The organism is Streptomyces sp. NPDC085944, from assembly GCF_040686295.1.
In the GTDB taxonomy this organism is placed as follows: Bacteria; Actinomycetota; Actinomycetes; order Streptomycetales; family Streptomycetaceae; genus Streptomyces; species Streptomyces salinarius.
Window position 1 is genome coordinate 258171 of sequence record NZ_JBFBJX010000002.1, and the last position, 16073, is coordinate 274243.

Annotated in this window: 14 protein-coding genes; 7 read left to right on the top strand and 7 right to left on the bottom strand. The window is 73.9% G+C overall.

Features of this window, described 5'->3' with window-relative positions; all coding sequences use genetic code 11:
• Window positions 1-32: 32 nt before the first annotated feature.
• Window positions 33-323: a hypothetical protein gene (locus AB0P07_RS04870; RefSeq protein ID WP_365545144.1), complete on the top strand. Its 291-nt coding sequence runs from the start codon at window positions 33-35 to the stop codon at window positions 321-323.
• Between the two features lie 316 nt (window positions 324-639).
• On the opposite strand, the gene AB0P07_RS04875 is transcribed toward AB0P07_RS04870, so the two are convergent.
• Genes AB0P07_RS04875 through AB0P07_RS04885 form a run of 3 tightly spaced genes read right to left on the bottom strand, consistent with a single transcriptional unit; the run spans window position 640 to window position 3663 of the window.
• Window positions 640-2133: a tripartite tricarboxylate transporter permease gene (locus tag AB0P07_RS04875; RefSeq protein ID WP_365545147.1), complete on the bottom strand. Its 1494-nt coding sequence runs from the start codon at window positions 2131-2133 to the stop codon at window positions 640-642.
• Window position 2134: 1 nt separating this feature from the next.
• A complete protein-coding gene (locus AB0P07_RS04880) occupies window positions 2135-2680 on the bottom strand; it encodes a tripartite tricarboxylate transporter TctB family protein (RefSeq protein ID WP_365545150.1) in 546 nt (181 codons plus the stop codon).
• Window positions 2677-3663 carry a tripartite tricarboxylate transporter substrate binding protein gene (locus AB0P07_RS04885; RefSeq protein WP_365545153.1) on the bottom strand — a complete coding sequence of 329 codons (987 nt, stop codon included), beginning with the start codon at window positions 3661-3663 and terminating at the stop codon, window positions 2677-2679. The genes AB0P07_RS04880 and AB0P07_RS04885 overlap by 4 nt, the downstream gene beginning before the upstream one ends.
• Before the next feature lie 343 nt (window positions 3664-4006).
• Between AB0P07_RS04885 and AB0P07_RS04890 the strand changes: the two genes are divergently transcribed.
• Both AB0P07_RS04890 and AB0P07_RS04895 read left to right on the top strand, forming a co-directional pair.
• A complete protein-coding gene (locus tag AB0P07_RS04890; protein WP_365545156.1) occupies window positions 4007-5653 on the top strand; it encodes an ATP-binding protein in 1647 nt (548 codons plus the stop codon).
• Window positions 5650-6495, top strand: a complete 846-nt coding sequence (locus tag AB0P07_RS04895) for a response regulator (protein WP_365545159.1) — start codon at window positions 5650-5652, stop codon at window positions 6493-6495. The genes AB0P07_RS04890 and AB0P07_RS04895 overlap by 4 nt, the downstream gene beginning before the upstream one ends.
• On the opposite strand, the gene xdhR is transcribed toward AB0P07_RS04895, so the two are convergent.
• Window positions 6458-7048 (bottom strand): purine salvage operon transcriptional regulator XdhR, encoded by a 591-nt coding sequence (xdhR, locus tag AB0P07_RS04900; protein WP_365545162.1) that lies wholly within the window; start codon window positions 7046-7048, stop codon window positions 6458-6460. The genes AB0P07_RS04895 and xdhR overlap by 38 nt on opposite strands.
• 230 nt (window positions 7049-7278) lie before the next feature.
• On the opposite strand from xdhR, the gene AB0P07_RS04905 reads away from it, so the two are divergent.
• Genes AB0P07_RS04905 through AB0P07_RS04920 form a run of 4 tightly spaced genes read left to right on the top strand, consistent with a single transcriptional unit; the run spans window position 7279 to window position 12143 of the window.
• Window positions 7279-7884 (top strand): 2Fe-2S iron-sulfur cluster-binding protein, encoded by a 606-nt coding sequence (locus tag AB0P07_RS04905; protein ID WP_365545165.1) that lies wholly within the window; start codon window positions 7279-7281, stop codon window positions 7882-7884.
• Window positions 7881-8873 carry a xanthine dehydrogenase family protein subunit M gene (locus AB0P07_RS04910; RefSeq protein WP_365545167.1) on the top strand — a complete coding sequence of 331 codons (993 nt, stop codon included), beginning with the start codon at window positions 7881-7883 and terminating at the stop codon, window positions 8871-8873. Before AB0P07_RS04905 ends, AB0P07_RS04910 begins: the two co-directional genes overlap by 4 nt.
• A complete protein-coding gene (locus AB0P07_RS04915) occupies window positions 8870-11020 on the top strand; it encodes a xanthine dehydrogenase family protein molybdopterin-binding subunit (RefSeq protein WP_365545171.1) in 2151 nt (716 codons plus the stop codon). Before AB0P07_RS04910 ends, AB0P07_RS04915 begins: the two co-directional genes overlap by 4 nt.
• Window positions 11013-12143 carry an XdhC/CoxI family protein gene (locus AB0P07_RS04920; RefSeq protein ID WP_365545174.1) on the top strand — a complete coding sequence of 377 codons (1131 nt, stop codon included), beginning with the start codon at window positions 11013-11015 and terminating at the stop codon, window positions 12141-12143. The genes AB0P07_RS04915 and AB0P07_RS04920 overlap by 8 nt, the downstream gene beginning before the upstream one ends.
• A 299-nt stretch (window positions 12144-12442) precedes the next feature.
• Here AB0P07_RS04920 and AB0P07_RS04925 read toward each other — a convergent pair whose 3' ends face one another.
• The 3 genes from AB0P07_RS04925 to AB0P07_RS04935 form a co-directional block, all read right to left on the bottom strand.
• Window positions 12443-14218: a glycoside hydrolase family 15 protein gene (locus AB0P07_RS04925; protein ID WP_365545177.1), complete on the bottom strand. Its 1776-nt coding sequence runs from the start codon at window positions 14216-14218 to the stop codon at window positions 12443-12445.
• Window positions 14219-14228: 10 nt separating this feature from the next.
• Window positions 14229-15056, bottom strand: coding sequence for a polysaccharide deacetylase family protein (locus AB0P07_RS04930; RefSeq protein ID WP_365545179.1), 828 nt, complete (start codon window positions 15054-15056; stop codon window positions 14229-14231).
• A 63-nt stretch (window positions 15057-15119) separates the two neighbouring features.
• Window positions 15120-16061: a DMT family transporter gene (locus AB0P07_RS04935; RefSeq protein WP_365545182.1), complete on the bottom strand. Its 942-nt coding sequence runs from the start codon at window positions 16059-16061 to the stop codon at window positions 15120-15122.
• Window positions 16062-16073 lie beyond the last annotated feature (12 nt).

Here is a 16073-nt window from a genome sequence, read left to right on the forward strand (position 1 = left end):
GAACTGGCCAAGGACCTGCGTCCTCGTCTCCCGTGGACTCGCTGCCCGGGTGGGCCGCCGCCGAGCCGGCCGCGCCGGTCGCCGCGGGCCGCCGCAGGGGCGACGGCGCGGGCCCCCGCCTGCAGCCCCTCGCGCTGACTGCGGCGGACTGGTCCGCGATCCCGCCCGAGTCGGCCCCGCTCGTCGACACGGTCGTGGAGGTTCCACCGCTGCGCGCCCGTCCGGACGACGTGATGGCGCTCGCCCACCGCTTCGCGCGCCGGCACCGGGGCCACGGGGTGAGGTTCGCACCGGGTGCCGTACGGGCCCTGACCGCGTACTAATGGCCCGAGAACGTGCGTCGGCTGAGGAGGGAGGGCGGTGTGGGCGGCGGCGTCCCGGGCGGACGTGGTCGACGCGCGGCACCTGCCGGCGGAGGTGTGCACCGGCGCCCGGCACCGGCTGAGCCGTCTGCAGGAACTGGAGCGCGACGCGATCGTGTGCTGCCTCACCGAGCCCGGCACCACCATGGCGCAGGCCGCCCGGCGGCTCGGCATGAGCCGCGCCACGCTCTACCGCAAGACGGCCCGGTACGGGATCGGCGTACCGGGCCGCACAGCGGTCCTGAGCGCGCGTACGCGCCGCCGGACCGGCTCGGGATCAAGCGTTCGCCCGCGTCCGCCCCACCAGCCGCTTCACCAGCGGCCAGGCCAGCAGCAGCAGGATCACCGCGTACACCGTCACCGAGAACGGCGTGTTGACCAGGCCCGACACGCTGCCGTCGCTGATCTGCAGGGCGCGGCGCAGCTGCTGCTCGGCGTTCGGGCCGAGGATGACGCCGATCACGGCGGGCAGGATGGGCAGCCCGTAGCGCCTCATGCCGAACCCGATCAGACCGATGACCAGCAGGATCACCAGGTCGATCACCTCACCGCCGACGGCGTAGGCGCCGACCGCCGCGAAGAACATGATCCCCGCGTAGAGGTACGGCCGCGGGATGCGCAGCAGCTTCGCCCACACCGGCGCCAGCGGCAGGTTCAGGGCGAGCAGCAGCACCATGCCGACGAAGAGCGAGGCGATCAGACCCCACACCAGCTCGGGCTCGCGTTCGAAGAGCAGCGGGCCCGGCTGGATGCCGTACTGCTGGAAGGCGGCCAGCATGACCGCCGCGACCGCGGTGGTCGGCAGGCCCAGCGTCAGCATGGACACCAACGTGCCCGCCGCCGAGGCCGACGCGGCCGACTCGGGCCCCGCCACGCCCTCGATGGCGCCCTTGCCCCACTCGTCCTTGTGCTTGGACAGCCGCTTCTCCGTGACGTACGACAGGAACGTAGGTATCTCCGCGCCGCCCGCCGGGATCGCGCCGAACGGGAAGCCGATGAGCGGACCGCGCAGCCAGGACTTCCAGGTGCGCCTCACGTCACCGCGGCCGAGCCACGGACGGCCCACCGGGATCGGCTCGGCCGCCCCGCGCCGCAGATGGGCCGCGACCCACAGCGCCTCGCCGATCGCGAACAGACCGACCGCCACGATCACCACGTCCACGCCGTCGGCGAGTTGCAGCGAACCGAAGGTCAGCCGCTGCTGGCCCGTCATCTGGTCCAGGCCCACCAGGCCGATCGTCAGACCGATCAGCAGCGAGGCCAGGCCTCTGACCCGTGAGGAACCCAGCACCGACGTGACGGCGATGAACGCCAGCACCATGATGGCGAAGTAGTCCGGCGCGCCGATGTCCACGGCCAGGTCGGCGACCGTCGGGGCCAGCGCCACCAGCAGGATCGTGCCGATCATGCCGCCCGCGAAGTGACCGATGGCCGCGGCCGCCAGCGCCTGCGCGCCGCGCCCCGCCTTGGCCATGGGGTTGCCCTCCATGGCCGCGACCACAGCGGCACTCTCGCCGGGGGTGTTGAGCAGGATGGAGGTGGTCGAACCGCCGAACATCGCGCCGTAGTAGATGCCGGCGAACATGATGAACGCCGCGACCGGGTCAAGGCCGTACGTCACCGGCAGCAGCAGCGCCACCGCCATCGCCGGGCCGATGCCGGGCAGCACGCCGATGGCCGTGCCGAGCAGCACGCCGAGAGCGGCCCACAGCAGGTTGAGCGGGGTGAGGGCCGTACCGAACCCGTCCATGAGGGAGGTGAGGGCGTTCATGTCAGAGCACTCCCATCAGCGGACCGCCGGGCAGCGGCACTCCGAGCAGCTTGTCGAAGACGACGTAGGTGATCACGGACAGCACCCCGGCGATCAGCGGATCGCGGTCCACGCGGCGGCTGCCGAGCGCGAAGGCGGCGCCCCAGAAGAGCAGCGCCCCCGCCACGGGGAAGCCGGCCGGCTCGATCAGGGCCGCGGCGCCCAGGAAGATCCCGGACAGCAGCAGCACCGTGCGCCAGTCCGCCGGCTCGGACAGGTCGATGTCCTCGCCGCCCTCGGCCTCGCCCCGGCCGCCGCGCAGCACGTCGACGGCGAGCAGCGCCGCGATCACCAGCAGGCCGGCGCCGACCACGATCGGCACGGTCTTGGGTCCGACCGGGCCGCGCTGGGTGATGTCGACGTCCATGGTGAGCGCGTCGGTCAGGACGAGCACACCGAGCGCCAGCAGCAGGACGCACACGCCGAGTTCGGAGTGCTCGCGCAGCCACGAGCGCCGGCCGGCGGCCGTCTTCTCCTGGTCCTCGGGGAGTTCGGTCCGCGTCGTCACAGTCCCAGCTCCTTCAGTACCGACACCACGCGCTTGTCCTGGGCGTCCAGGAAGTCGCCGAACCCCTCGCCGGTCAGGAAGGCGTCGTCCCAGCCGTTCTGGTCCATGGACTTCTTCCACTCGGGCGAGTCGTGCAGTTCCTCGAACAGCCGGGTGAGCTTGTTGCGCTGTGCCTCGGACAGGCCCGGCGGGGCGACGATGCCGCGCCAGTTGGTGAAGTTCACGTCGTAGCCGGACTCCTTGAGCGTGGGCGCGTCCTTCAGGTCGTCCACCCGCTCGGGTCCGGTCACCGCGAGCACCCGCAGCTCCCCGGCCCTGATCTGGTCCAGGTACTCGCCGACGCCGGACACCCCGAAGCCGACCTTGTTGCCGAGGATCGAGGCGAGCAGTTCGCCACCGCCGTCGAACGGGATGTAGTTGACCGACTTCGGCTGGATCCCGGCGGCCTGCGCCATCAGCATCGGCGCGAGGTGGTCGGGCCCGCCCGGCGACGAACCACCGCCGACGGGGATCTTGCCCGGGTCCTTCTTCCAGGCGCCGATCAGCTCGTCGATCGTCTTGTACGGCGAGTCCTTGGCGACCACGACGACGTCCTGCTCCTCGGTGAGCCGCGCGATCGGCGTGGCGTCGGCGAGGGTCTTGGGGGCGTGGTTGGAGCGGACGGCGCCCACGACGCCGAGGCCCATGGACATGGCGAGCTTGCCGTTGCCGTGCTCGCTCACCAGCCGGGTGAGGCCCACGGTGCCGCCCGCGCCGGGCAGGTTGAACACCTCGATGTTGTGCGTGAGCCCGGCGTCCTCGGCGTTCTTCGCGGCCGTGCGGGCGGTGATGTCGTAACCGCCGCCGGGCGTGTTGGGAACCATGAAGCGCAGGCCGGGGATCTGGGTGCCGGAGTCCGAGTCGTCGCCCATGGAGAGCAACGGCGGTCCGGCCAGCACGAGCACGGCGGCCCCGAGCAGGGCAAGGGGGGTGCGCAGGCGCACGTATGACACCACCTGTCGGTCGGGTAGAGCGGTACGGGGGAGGAGCCCTGTGGGGGAGGGTGACGTGGGCCACATGGTGCCCGCGGGCCTGTCTCGTGTCTTCCTTGCGGAACCAAGGGAGGTTGTGTTCATTGCGGTCGCCACAACCCCGTGACCGATGCGCGGCGTCACATCGCCGTCGGATCGCCGGTTCATTGCGAAGCAGGCACATCGAGGGCGCGGCCCTTTCCCTCGCCGCAGGTGGGCGCCATGATGGCGACCCGGCACACCCACCGGCCCCCGGCCGGTCACCGCATCCCCGTCCCCACCCCAGCCCGCTCCGTGAGCCGAGAACGAGTCCGCCGTGGCCCCCACCTTCCGCCGTCAGACCCTCGCGGGCGAGATGCTGGTCCTCCAGCTCGCCATCGTCGTGGTCGTCCTGCTCGCGGTCGCCGCCGTCTCGCTCGCCCAGTCCAGGGCCACCTTCAACCGAGTCGAGGGCCGCCGGGTCACCGCCCTCGCCGAACAGCTGGCCGCCACGCCGCTGGTCCGCAGCCAGCTGCTGCGCCCGGTGCCGCAGGAGGCCCTCGCCCCGCTGGTCAACTCCACGCAGACCCAGTCCGGGGTCACCTCCGTCACCGTGGCCGACGCCGATGGACGCGTCGTCAGTTCCACCGACCCCACGCTGATCGGCGCCCGGCTGCCGCGCGGGGAGGGCGCCGGTGCCGGGAGTGGCTGGTCGGGGCCGCTGACCGTGCGGGGCAGCCGGGAGCTCGTCGCCCAGGTCCCGGTGATCGGGGCGACCAGGGGGACCCTCGGCCGGCACCTCGGCACGGTGATGGTCGGCGAGGCCGACCCGACGGTGTGGCAGCGCCTCAACGGCGCCTCCTCCTACCTCCTCGCCTACCTCGGCATCGCCAGCGGCCTCGGCGTGGTCGGCTCCTGGCTGCTGGCCCGGCGCGTCAAACGGCAGACCCTCGGCCTGGAGCCGCGCGAGATCGCGGGCCTCGCCGAGCACCGGGAGGCCATGCTCTACGGCATCGCCGAGGGCGTCGTCGCGCTCGACCCGCAGCACCGGCTCACCCTGGTCAACGAGATGGGCCGGCGCCTGCTCGACCTCCCCGCCGACTGCGTGGGCCAGAGCCTGGACGGGCTCGGCATCGACGGACGGCTCCGCGACGTCCTGGCCGGTGTCACGCCCGAAGCCGCCGGGCCGCGCGACGAGGTCGTCGTCCGCAACGGCCGGGTCCTGGTCATGAACCGCATGACCGTCACCAAGCACGGCCGCCCGCTCGGCTCGGTCACCACCCTGCGCGACCGCACCGAACTGGCCCGCCTGGAGCGCGAGATCGGCTCCTTCCGCTCCACCTCCGAGCTGCTGCGCGCCCAGGCCCACGAGTTCGCCAACCAGCTGCACACCATCTCCGGGCTCATCCAGATCGGCGAACAGGAGGAAGTGGTGCGCTACGTCCGCGGCCTCAACCAGCGCCGCCAGTCCCTGGACGTCACCCTCAGCCGCCGGGTCCGGGACACCGCCGTGGCCGCGCTGATCACCGCGAAGTCCTCCCTCGCGGCCGAGCGCCGGGTCGCCCTGCGGGTCTCGGACCGCACCGCGCTGGACCGGCTGGAGCCGGCGGACGCCGCCGACGTGGCCACCGTGGTCGGCAACCTCGTCGACAACGCCGTGGACGCCGCCGCGGCCCCGGGCGGCGAACACGAGGCCTGGGTCGAGGTCGAGCTGCGGCAGGACGCCGCCAGCGTCGAGATCGTGGTCCGCGACTCCGGGCCCGGCGTGGCGCCCGAACTGGCCCGGGAGGTCTTCTCCCACGGCTTCACCACCAAGGCCGCCCGGCAGGGCGAGCGCGGCATCGGCCTGGCGCTGACCCGGCTGGTCTGCGAACGTCACGGCGGTGAGATCTCGGTGACCAACACCCCCGAGGGTGCCATGTTCACCGCACGCATGACCGTCAGCCACCTCACCGACGCGGTGGCGGAAGGAGCAGCACCATGACGGCTACGCGCGGCACGTCCGACGCGACCGCCTCGGCCGACGCGACCGCCTCGGCCGGCACCGCCGGCGCCGCCCACCCGGCCACCCCGGCCGCCGCGAACCCGGAGGCGCCCCGTGCCGCCGCCGCGATCGGCGTGCTCGTCGTCGACGACGACTTCATGGTCGCCCGCGTCCACCGCGCGTTCGTCGAACGGGTCGAGCCCTTCCGGGTCCTCGGTGTCGCCGGCACCGGGGAACAGGCGCTCACCGCCGTCGGTGAACTGCGCCCCGACCTGGTCCTGCTCGACCTGTACCTGCCGGACGTCTTCGGCCTCGACGTCATCCCGCGGCTGCGCGCCGCGGGCCACGACTGCGACGTCATGGTGATCAGCGCGGCCCGCGAGGCGGACGCGGTGCGCGGCGCCGTACGGCAGGGCGTCGTCGACTACCTGCTCAAACCGTTCGAGTTCGAGGACCTGCGGGTCCGGCTCGAGCGCTACGCCGTCCAGCGGGGCCGGCTGCTCGGCACGGTCGTGCGCAGCCAGGCCGACGTCGACCGCGTGCTGGCCGGGGCCGCGGCGCAGACGGCCACGGCCGCCGCGCTGCCCAAGGGCATGAGTGTGGAGACCGCCGAACTGGTCGAGCGCACCCTGCGGGCGGCGGACGGCACCCTGTCGGCCAGCGAGTGCGCGGCGCTGACCGGGATCTCCCGGGTGAGTGCGCGCAGATACCTGGAGTACTTCCACACCGTGGGCAGCGCGGAGGTCTCGCTGCGTTACGGCGTGGCGGGCCGTCCCGAGCGCCGCTACCGCTTCCGGGGCGCGGTCACCGGCCTGGCGCTCCCGCGCGCAGGGCGTCCATGACGAAGTCCAGGAACCGGGTGACCCGCGGCTGCCAGTCCTCGCCGGGCCCGATCAGCCACAGACCGCCGAGGACGAGGAAGAAGTCGTCCCCGGTCACTCCGGGCCGGATCGTGCCGGCCTCGTGGTTGGCACGGAGCAGCAGCTCGGCCGCTTCCTCCAGCGGGGTGGGACGCGGCTTCTCCGGCGCCCCGGGTGCGCTGGTGACCAGCCTGATCGCGTCCGCCAGGCCCGCCTTGGTCATGGCGAACTCGGCGAGGCGGTCCATCCACTCGCGCAGGGCCAGGTCGGGTTCCCGGGTGGCCAGCATCTCGGGTGCGGCCTGGGCCACCTGCTGCATCCCGTAGCGGTAGATCTCCAGGACGAGCGCCTCGCGGTTCGGGAAATTGCGGTAAAAGGTGCCCTGCCCGACCCCGGCCTTCTTGGCGATGGCGCTCAACGGGGCGTCCGCGCAGTGCGTCAGCTCCTCGGTGGCCACTGCCAGGATGCGTTCGCGGTTGCGCTGGGCGTCCGAGCGCAAGGGAGTGTCCGGCTTGTCCTTCTTCGGCAGCGGCACTCGTCCCCCTTTCGGGTTGTGGCCGAATCCCGACCTTGCTAAGCGGACAGCTGTCCGTTACGTTTTTCAGCAGCGGACAGTTGTCCGGTTACCCGCCCAGTCTAGCGGCGGACGCGGCCGCGTGACCCCGGCCGGTGGTCGACCGGCCGCGACGACCCCCCACTGCCTACAGCCCGTTTCGCCCTGTCAACAGACATTCCGCTGTCACCGGACACCAAAGAAGGCTGACCATGGCCCCAACGCCCTCGTCGACGTCCAGCGCCGTCACCCTGAACATCAACGGCGAGAAGCACCAACTGACCGTCGACCACCGCACCACCCTGCTCGACGCCCTGCGCGAGCGACTGGATCTGACCGGCACGAAGAAGGGCTGTGACCAGGGCCAGTGCGGAGCCTGCACCGTCCTGGTCGACGGACGCCGCGCCGTCTCCTGCCTGAACCTCGCCGTCGCCGCCGAGGGGCGCGCGATCACCACCATCGAGGGCATGGCCGACGGCGACCGGCTGCACCCGGTCCAGCAGGCCTTCCTCGACCTCGACGGATACCAGTGCGGCTACTGCACACCCGGACAGATCTGCTCCGCGATCGCCGTCATCGAGGAGCACGCGGCCGGCTGGCCCAGCGCCGCCACCGAGGACGTACGTCCCGAAGCCGGGCCCCCACCCCTGACACCGGACGAGATCCGCGAACGGATGAGCGGCAACCTGTGCCGCTGCGGCGCCTACGTCTCCATCGTCCAGGCGGTCACCCGCGCGGCCGAGGCCCACGAGGCCGCTGCCGCCCGGGACGACGACGGCGACCTGTCCGCCGAGACGGTGAAGGAGAGCGCGGCATGAGGGAATTCGGATACCAGCGCGCCGACGACGTCTCCGGCGCCGTGGCCCTGCTCGCCGCCGACCCGGACGCCCGCTTCCTCGGCGGCGGCACCAACCTGGTCGACCTGATGAAGACCGGCGTCGAACGCCCCGCCCGGCTCGTCGACGTCCGTGAACTCCCCCTGGACGGCATCGAGAAGACCGCGGACGGCGGCCTGCGCATCGGCGCCACCGTCACCAACAGCGACCTGGCCGCCCACCCCGAAGTACGCCGCCGCTACCCGGCCCTGACCCAGGCGGTCCTGGCCGGTGCCTCCGGCCAGCTGCGCAACATGGCCACCGTCGGCGGCAACCTCCTCCAGCGCACCCGCTGCGGCTACTTCACCGACCTCAGCAAGCCCTGCAACAAGCGCGCCCCCGGCAGCGGTTGCCCCGCGCTCACCGGCGAGCACCACAACCACGCCATTCTGGGCGCCTCCGACCACTGCGTGGCCGTCCACCCCTCCGACATGGGCGTGGCCCTCGCCGCCTTCGACGCCGTCGTCGGCTACGAAACCCTCGACGGACCCGGCGAGTTGCCGCTGGCCGACTTCTACCTCCCCGTCGGGGACACCCCGCACCGGGAGACCGCCCTGCCGCCCGGCGCACTGATCACCGGCGTCACCCTGCCGCCCGCCCCGGTCGCCGCCCGCTCCCGCTACCGCAAGGTGCGCGAGCGTGCCTCGTACGCCTTCGCGATCGGCTCGGTCGCCGCCGCGCTCGACATCGAGGACGGCGTCGTGCGCGAGGCCCGGCTGGCCTTCGGCGCCGTCGCCTCGCGGCCCTGGCGGGCCCGCGCGGCCGAGGCCGTGCTCACCGGAGCACCGGCCGGCGGCGAGACCTTCGCCGCCGCCGCGGACGCCGAACTCGCGGCCGCCAGGCCGCTGCCCGACAACGGATACAAGGTGACCCTCATGCGCAACCTCGTCGTCGCCGTCCTGACCGAACTCGCCGGGGAGGCCGCCCGATGACCACCGCCACGACCGGCCCCACGACGGCCCGGGGCGCCGTCGGCACCGCCCACACCCGCGTCGAGGGCCGCGACAAGGTCACCGGAGCCGCCCGCTACGCCGGCGAGATCCCCTTCGCCGACCTCGCGCACGGCTGGCTGGTGCTGTCCACCGTGGCCCGCGGCCGCGTCCGCGCGATCGAGACCGAGCCCGTGCTCGCCATGCCCGGCGTGCTCGCCGTCCTGCACCACGGGAACGCACCGCGCGTCGAGACCGACTACATCGGTCTGCTGGGCATGCGGCCGGACTCGACCGCTGCCGTGTTCCAGCAGGACCGGGTGCCGCACGCGGGCTGGCCGGTCGCCCTCGTCGTCGCCGAGACGTCCGAGCAGGCCCGGGAGGCCGCCGAGGCACTCGTCGTCGCCTACGACGAGGAGCCGCACGACACCGAACTCACCACCGGCCACCCGGACGCCCACCCGGCCGGCGGCGTCATGCCCGGCGAGACCGCCAAGGGCGACCTGACGGCCGGCCTCGCCGCGTCCGCCGTCGTGGTGGACGAGGAGTACACCACGCCCGAAGAGCACCACAGCATGATGGAGCCGCATGCCGCCACGGCCCGGTGGGACGGCGGCCGGCTGGAGGTCGTCGACTCCAACCAGGGCACCACCTGGATCCAGAGCGAACTGGCCAGCATGTTCTCACTGGACGCGTCCGCAGTACGGGTGAGTTCCGAGCACATCGGCGGCGGCTTCGGCAGCAAGGGCCTGCGCGCCCACCAGGTCGCCGCCGTGATGGCCGCGACCCAACTGCAGCGGCCGGTACGCGTGGTGATGACACGGCGCCAGATGTTCTCGCTGGCCGGCTACCGCAGCCCCACCGTCCAGCGCGTGCGGCTCGGTGCCGACGCCGACGGCCGGCTGCGTGCCCTGGAACACCGGTCGCTGAACCAGACGTCCACCGTCTACGAGTTCGTCGAGCCCAGCGCGGGCGTGGCCCGGGTGATGTACGACGCCGACGCGCACCACACGGCCAACGAGGTCACGCCGCTCGACGTGCCGTCGCCGACGTTCATGCGCGCGCCGGGCGAGGCGCCGGGCTCCTTCGCCATCGAGTCGGCCCTGGACGAACTGGCCGAGCGCTGCGGCGTCGACCCGATCGAGCTGCGCCTGCGCAACGAGCCCGAGGTCGGCCCGGTCTCGGGGCTGCCGTTCAGCAGCCGCAATCTGGAGGCCTGCTTCCGCGAGGGTGCCCGGCGGTTCGGCTGGGCCGAGCGCGACCCCCGCCCCGGCGTGCGCCGCGACGGACGCTGGCTGCTGGGCACGGGCACCGCCGCCGCCTCCTTCCACTCGGGCGCCGGCCCCTCCACGGCCCTGGTGACCGCCGAGGCGGACGGGAGTTTCACCGTGCGGATCGCCGCCGCCGACATCGGTACCGGCGCCCGCACCGCGCTCACCCTGATCGCGGCCGACGCGCTGGAGGTCGCGCCCGACCGGGTCCGGGTCCGCATCGGCGACAGCGACTTCGGGCCGGCGATGATCGCGGGCGGTTCGATGGGCACCCGCTCCTGGGCCTGGGCGATCACGGCCGCGGCCGCCGAACTGCGCGAACGCCTCGCCCTGGGCGCCGACATCCCGGCCGACGGCATCACCGTGCGGTCCGACACCACCGAGGCACTCGGTCGCCTCGCACAGAAGGAGCGGCACTCCTTCGGGGCGCAGTTCGCCGAGGTCGCCGTGGACACCGCCACCGGCGAGGTACGGGTGCGCCGCATGCTCGGCATCTTCGCGGCGGGCCGGATCGTCAACCCGCTCACCGCCCGCAACCAGCTCGTCGGCGGCATGGTCTGGGGCATCTCCATGGCCCTGCACGAGGAGGCGGTACGGGACCGGGCCAGCGGCGCCCTCTACGCCCCAGACCTCGCCGGCTACCACGTCGCCACCAACGCCGACGTCGGCGACATCCAGGCGGACTGGGTCGACGATCCCGATCCGGACGACCCGGTGGGCATCAAGGGCGTCGGTGAGATCGGCATCGTGGGCGCCGCGGCGGCCGTCGCCAACGCGGTGCGCCATGCGACCGGCGTCCGCCACCGCAACCTGCCGATCCGGCCCGACCGCGTGCTGGCGGCGGGGGTGCCCGGGGCCGGGGGCGGCGCGGATGCTTGACATCGCCGACGAGCTGAACCGCTGGCTCGCCGAGGGCCGGGAGTTCGCCGTCGCCACCGTCGTCTCCGTCGGCGGCAGCGCACCGCGCGGGCCCGGCGCCGCCCTCGCCGTCGACAGCGACGGCACGGCGATCGGCTCGGTCTCCGGCGGCTGCGTGGAGGGCGCGGTGTACGAGCTGTGCACCGACGCCCTGCGCAGCGGCCAGACGGTCCGCGAACGCTTCGGCTACAGCGACGAGGACGCCTTCGCGGTCGGCCTGACCTGCGGTGGGATCGTCGACGTCCTGGTCACGCCGGTCGGCGCCGACGCGCCGGCGCGGCAGGTGTTCCGGGCGGCGCTGGCCACCGCCGCCAGGGGCGGGACCGCGGCCCTCGCCCGGGTCGTGCGGGGACCGTCCGACCTGCTGGGCCGGGCATTGCTGGTCCGGGCCGACGGCACCCGTGAGGGCGGTCTCGGCGGCCACCCCGCCCTGGACCGCACGGCGGCGGCCGAGGCCGGTGCCCTGCTGGACGCCGGACGGACCGGCACGGTCGGGCTCTCGGAGGACGGGTCGCACTGCCCCGGAGGTCTCACCCTGCTCGTCGAGTCCAGCGTGCCGCCGCCCCGCATGATCGTCTTCGGGGCCGTCGACTTCGCGGCGGCGCTGGTGCGGGCGGGGAAGTTCCTCGGACACCACGTCACCGTGTGCGACGCCCGGCCCGTCTTCGCCACGCGGGCCCGTTTCCCCGAGGCCGACGAGGTCGTCGTCGACTGGCCGCACCGCTACCTGCGCAGCACCACGACCGACGGGCGCACGATGCTGTGCGTGCTCACCCACGACGCCAAGTTCGACGTGCCACTGCTCACGGAGGCACTGCGGATGCCGGTCGCGTTCGTCGGCGCGATGGGCTCGCGCCGCACCCACGAGGACCGCGCCCGCAGGCTGCGCGAGGCGGGCCTGACCGAGGACGAGCTCGCGCGGCTCCGTTCACCGATCGGCCTCGACCTGGGTGCCCGCACTCCCGAGGAGACGGCCCTGTCCATCGCGGCGGAGATCGTCGCCCTCCGCCGCGGCGGCACGGGTGCCCCCCTGACGGGCGGGGCCGCACCGATCCACCGGGAGGTGACGGGGGCTGCCGCTTGAGGGAAGGGGGGGCGGAGAGCCGACAGGCCGCCGGTGGCGCGCACCGGGCCCGGTCGCGCGACCGCGGGCCAATCGCCACCGGCTCGGCCGGGCCGGCATCTGCCGGGCTCGCCGCCCCGGCCGGGCGACCGCCCCAAAGAGCCGTGGTACCGCCCCCAAGAAAGGTGGCGCCAGGCGAGGCGTCACCCGGTTCGGACCGGTCCGTCCCGTGTCCGTCGGGGGCGTGACGGACGGGCGGCGTGCCGGAACACGGCGTGCGACCCACACGCGGGGACGGGTCGGGGACGCAGGCCCGAGGGTCAGGGCAGCGTCGACTCGCCGGCCAGGCGTACCGCGCACTCCAGCATCATGGCGTGCACGAAGGCCTGCGGGAGATTGCCGCGGAGCTGTCGCTGGCGCACGTCGTACTCCTCGGCGAACAGCCCGGGCGGTCCGCAGGCCGCCCGGGTGCGCTCGAACCAGCGGAACGCGCCGACCCGGTCGCCGACGCGGTGCGTGGCGAGTGCCATCGTGAAGCCGCAGAGCAGGAACGCCCCCTCGGCCTCCCCGAGCGACTCGCCGGGATGCTCGAAGCGGAACAGGTAGCCGTCCTCGGTCAGGCGGGACTCGATGTAGGCGCGGGTCGCCGCGTCGTGGTGGTCCCCGAAGGTGCAGCCGCGGGCCATCGGTACCAGCAGGGCGGCCTCGGGCCCGTCGTCGTCCTCGGCCCGCCGCCAGCGGCCGTCGGGGAGCAGGCACCGGCGCCGGGTCTCCCGCAGGACCGTGTCGGCGAGGTCGGCGCACCGGCGCCCGTCCTTCCCGGGCAGCACGTCCGCCATCCGCCGCAGCCCGCACACCACAGTCAGTCTGGAGTGGGTCCACCACCGGTCCTCCAGCTCCCAGAGACCGGCCTCCGGCTTCAGCCACTGCCGCTCGACGACGTCCACCGAGAGGATCGCGGCCCGCCGCGCGTCCTCGGTCAGCCGGTCGTGCGCGGCCGCCGCGGCGAAGAGTTGCAGCGCCTCGCCGAAGGTGTCCAGCTGGAACTGGGCTCCCGCGTCGTTGCCGACGTGGTCGTTGCCGCCGGGGTAGCCCGGCAGCCGCAGGGAGCGCTCCTGCCCGACCGGCCGGCCGTCGACCGTGTACGCGGGGCGCACTTCGTCGCCGTCGGCGAGTATGCGCTCGGACACGAAGCGCACGGCGTCGTCGACCAGTGGGTGCGGGCCGTGCGCGGCGACCGCGAGACCGGCGTAGCACTGGTCGCGCAGCCAGGCGTAGCGGTAGTCGTAGTTGCGCCCGCTGTTGGCCCGCTCGGGCAGGGACGTGGTGGCCGCCGCGACCATCCCCCCGGAGACACTGGTCAGCCCGCGCAGCACGGCGTACGCGTGCTCGGCGTCGCGGGGCGCCACCAGCCGCGAGCAGTCCGGGACCGCCTGCCGCCACTCACGTTCCGTGGCCCGCCACAACGCCTCGGCGTCGAGCGGCTCGGTCTCCCGTCCCGTGGACAGTTCCAGTACGAGGTCGTGCGTCTCGCCCTCGCGCAAACGGAAATCGCCGCACAGTCCGGCCGTGTCCCGCCACACCGCGTCCGGTGCCCCGGCGAGCCGCATCCGCAGCCTCTCCGCCTCGGCCGTCCACACGCCCCCCTCCCGCCGGGGTTCGCGCATCCGGCTCTCACCGAAGCCGGGCCGCGGGTCCAGTTCCAGCTTAAGCCGGGCCTCACCGCGCTCCACCCGCATGCGGCGCAGCAGCACGAGCCGGTCCGTACGGGACGGCATGGCCAGGGCCTCGCGGCACTCGATCACGCAGCCGGAGGTCACCCACCGGCTCACCCGGATCAGCGTGCCCTCCTCGTAGGAGCCGCCCCAGACGTGCCAGGGGTCCGCGGGCTCCACGGTGTAGTGACCGGCCCCGCCGATCAGCGCGGAGAACACCGCGTCGTCGTGCCACCGCGGGGCGCACAGCCACACGATCCGGCCCCTGGGGTCCAGGACCGCTCCCCGCTCACCGTCGGCGAGTACGGCGTACTCGCGCAGCGCCCAGGGCGGGCACGACGTGTCCGGTGCCGCCGTGCGCTCGTCGTCGCTGTCCTTCATGCCGCTACGGCTATCCCGGAGCCGGTGACCGAAACGGTGCGGGCCGCGCGCTCCACCCGCTCCGCCCAGTCCCCGCCGTCACCGAGCCCCCGTCCGCCCCGCCGTGCCCCGTCCCGTGCTCGCCCAGCGGCCCCACCGTCAGGCCCGCCTCGCGGCAGTCGCGCACGAGGTCCGGCAGCGCGCCGAGCGTGGCACGCCAGCTGCCCGGAGCCGAGGCGTGATCGGTGTCGTGGAGGAGGATCGTGCCGCCGCCGCGCAGGTCCGCCGCGACCGTCGCGCGTACCGAGGCGGGTGTGGCGTCGTACCGCCAGTCCTTGCCCCAGGCCGTCCACAGCACGGGTTGCAGCCCGGCCCGGCGGGCGGCCGCCCAGCGTCCGGAGGTGAGGATGCCGTACGGCGGCCGGTACCAGTGGGGAGCCCGGCCGGACGCCTCGCCCACCACCCGGACGGTACGCAGCAGCTCGCGCGCGTCCCGGGCCGGCGACGGCCACCAGGGACGGTCGTGGGTCCAGCCGTGGACGGCGAGTTCGTGTCCGCGCCGGACCAGTTCACGGGCCACGTCCGGGTGCCGCACGACGCTCTCGCCCAGGACGAAGAACGTCGCCCGTACGCCGAGCACGTCCAGTACATCGAGGAAGCGCGGCGTGGACCCGGGGTCCGGGCCGTCGTCGAAGGTGAGCGCCACGTGAGCCGGGCGGCCCTGCCCGGCGAGCCCGGGGAACCGGCGCCGGCGCAGCCCCGGCAGCCAGGTCGCGGCCGGTCCGATGTGGGCCAGCGCGGCGACGACGACCGGTGCGGCGGCGTACATCGCCCGTCCGGCGGGAAACCTCTGGCGCATCCTGGTGCCTCCGGCACGTTCCGCTCGCTGATGATCCGCTGAACTCGTTTCGCTGATCTCGCTTCACCGATCTCGGTTCGTCCGCCTCGGACTGCTCATCGCTTCACCGCCCGCCGCCGGCCCGTCCCGCGCCGCCGGCGCCGTGTCCCAGGCGCCGTGGACCGACGGAGCCCGGGCCAGTCCGACGCTGCCGAGGCCGATCAGCGCCACCCCGATCAGCTCGGGCAGCACCCGCACGCCGAGCAGGATCTCCTCGCCGAACAGCGCCCAGCCCAGCGCGACGCTGGTCAACGCGTCGCCGAGGGTCAGCGCCGGCTGCGAGGCCGCGAGGGTTCCGGCCCGCAGGGCGCTCTGCAGCAGCAGGAAGCTGACCACGCCCACCACCGCCGTGGCGTACGGCGGCCACTGGGTCAGCACCTCGCCCACCCCCTGGGGGAGCCGGCCGGTGAGTTCCTTCAGCAGCGCCGCCGTACCGCCGAACCCCACGGCGGAAGCCGATCCGAACAGTGCGGCGCGGGGCGCGCCGTGCACCAGGCTGCCGACCGAGGCGAGGACCGTGATCAGGACGAACAGCGCCAGCCCGGCCCAGATCCACCGGCCCTGGGTGGCGGTGTCGTGGCCGGCCGACGGAGCGGCGGAGCCCAGGAACAGCGCCAGCCCCACGGCCAGGGCCGCGAACGCCAGCCAGGTGCGCGAGTCCGGCCGCCGGTGGAAGACCGCGCTGCCCACCACCAGCGTGAACAGCAGTTCGGTGGCCATCAGTGGCTGGACCACGGCCAGACTGCCCACCGCAAGCGCGGACGCCTGCAGCACCGTCGTCAGCGCGAGCAGCGCCGCCCCGCCGATCCAGTACCGGTCGCGCACCATCCGCAGGAGCGAGCGCAGCACCGTGTGCCGGGCTCCCGCCCGGTCCTCGTCCTGGGCCGCGGCCCGGCGCTGCAGCACGGACGCCGCCGCGTTGGAGAGCGCCGCGAACAGGGCGAGGACGACGGTGAGGACGCTCACCGCGACGGGCCC

Bases quoted from the DNA above. Each gene is read 5' to 3' on its own strand.
- AB0P07_RS04875 (WP_365545147.1), bottom strand. From the start codon at position 2,133: ATGAACGCCCTCACCTCCCTCATGGACGGGTTCGGTACGGCCCTCACC.
- AB0P07_RS04895 (WP_365545159.1), top strand. From the start codon at position 5,650: ATGACGGCTACGCGCGGCACGTCCGACGCGACCGCCTCGGCCGACGCG.
- AB0P07_RS04905 (WP_365545165.1), top strand. From the start codon at position 7,279: ATGGCCCCAACGCCCTCGTCGACGTCCAGCGCCGTCACCCTGAACATC.
- AB0P07_RS04910 (WP_365545167.1), top strand. From the start codon at position 7,881: ATGAGGGAATTCGGATACCAGCGCGCCGACGACGTCTCCGGCGCCGTG.
- AB0P07_RS04915 (WP_365545171.1), top strand. From the start codon at position 8,870: ATGACCACCGCCACGACCGGCCCCACGACGGCCCGGGGCGCCGTCGGC.
- AB0P07_RS04920 (WP_365545174.1), top strand. From the start codon at position 11,013: ATGCTTGACATCGCCGACGAGCTGAACCGCTGGCTCGCCGAGGGCCGG.
- AB0P07_RS04925 (WP_365545177.1), bottom strand. From the start codon at position 14,218: ATGAAGGACAGCGACGACGAGCGCACGGCGGCACCGGACACGTCGTGC.
- AB0P07_RS04930 (WP_365545179.1), bottom strand. From the start codon at position 15,056: ATGCGCCAGAGGTTTCCCGCCGGACGGGCGATGTACGCCGCCGCACCG.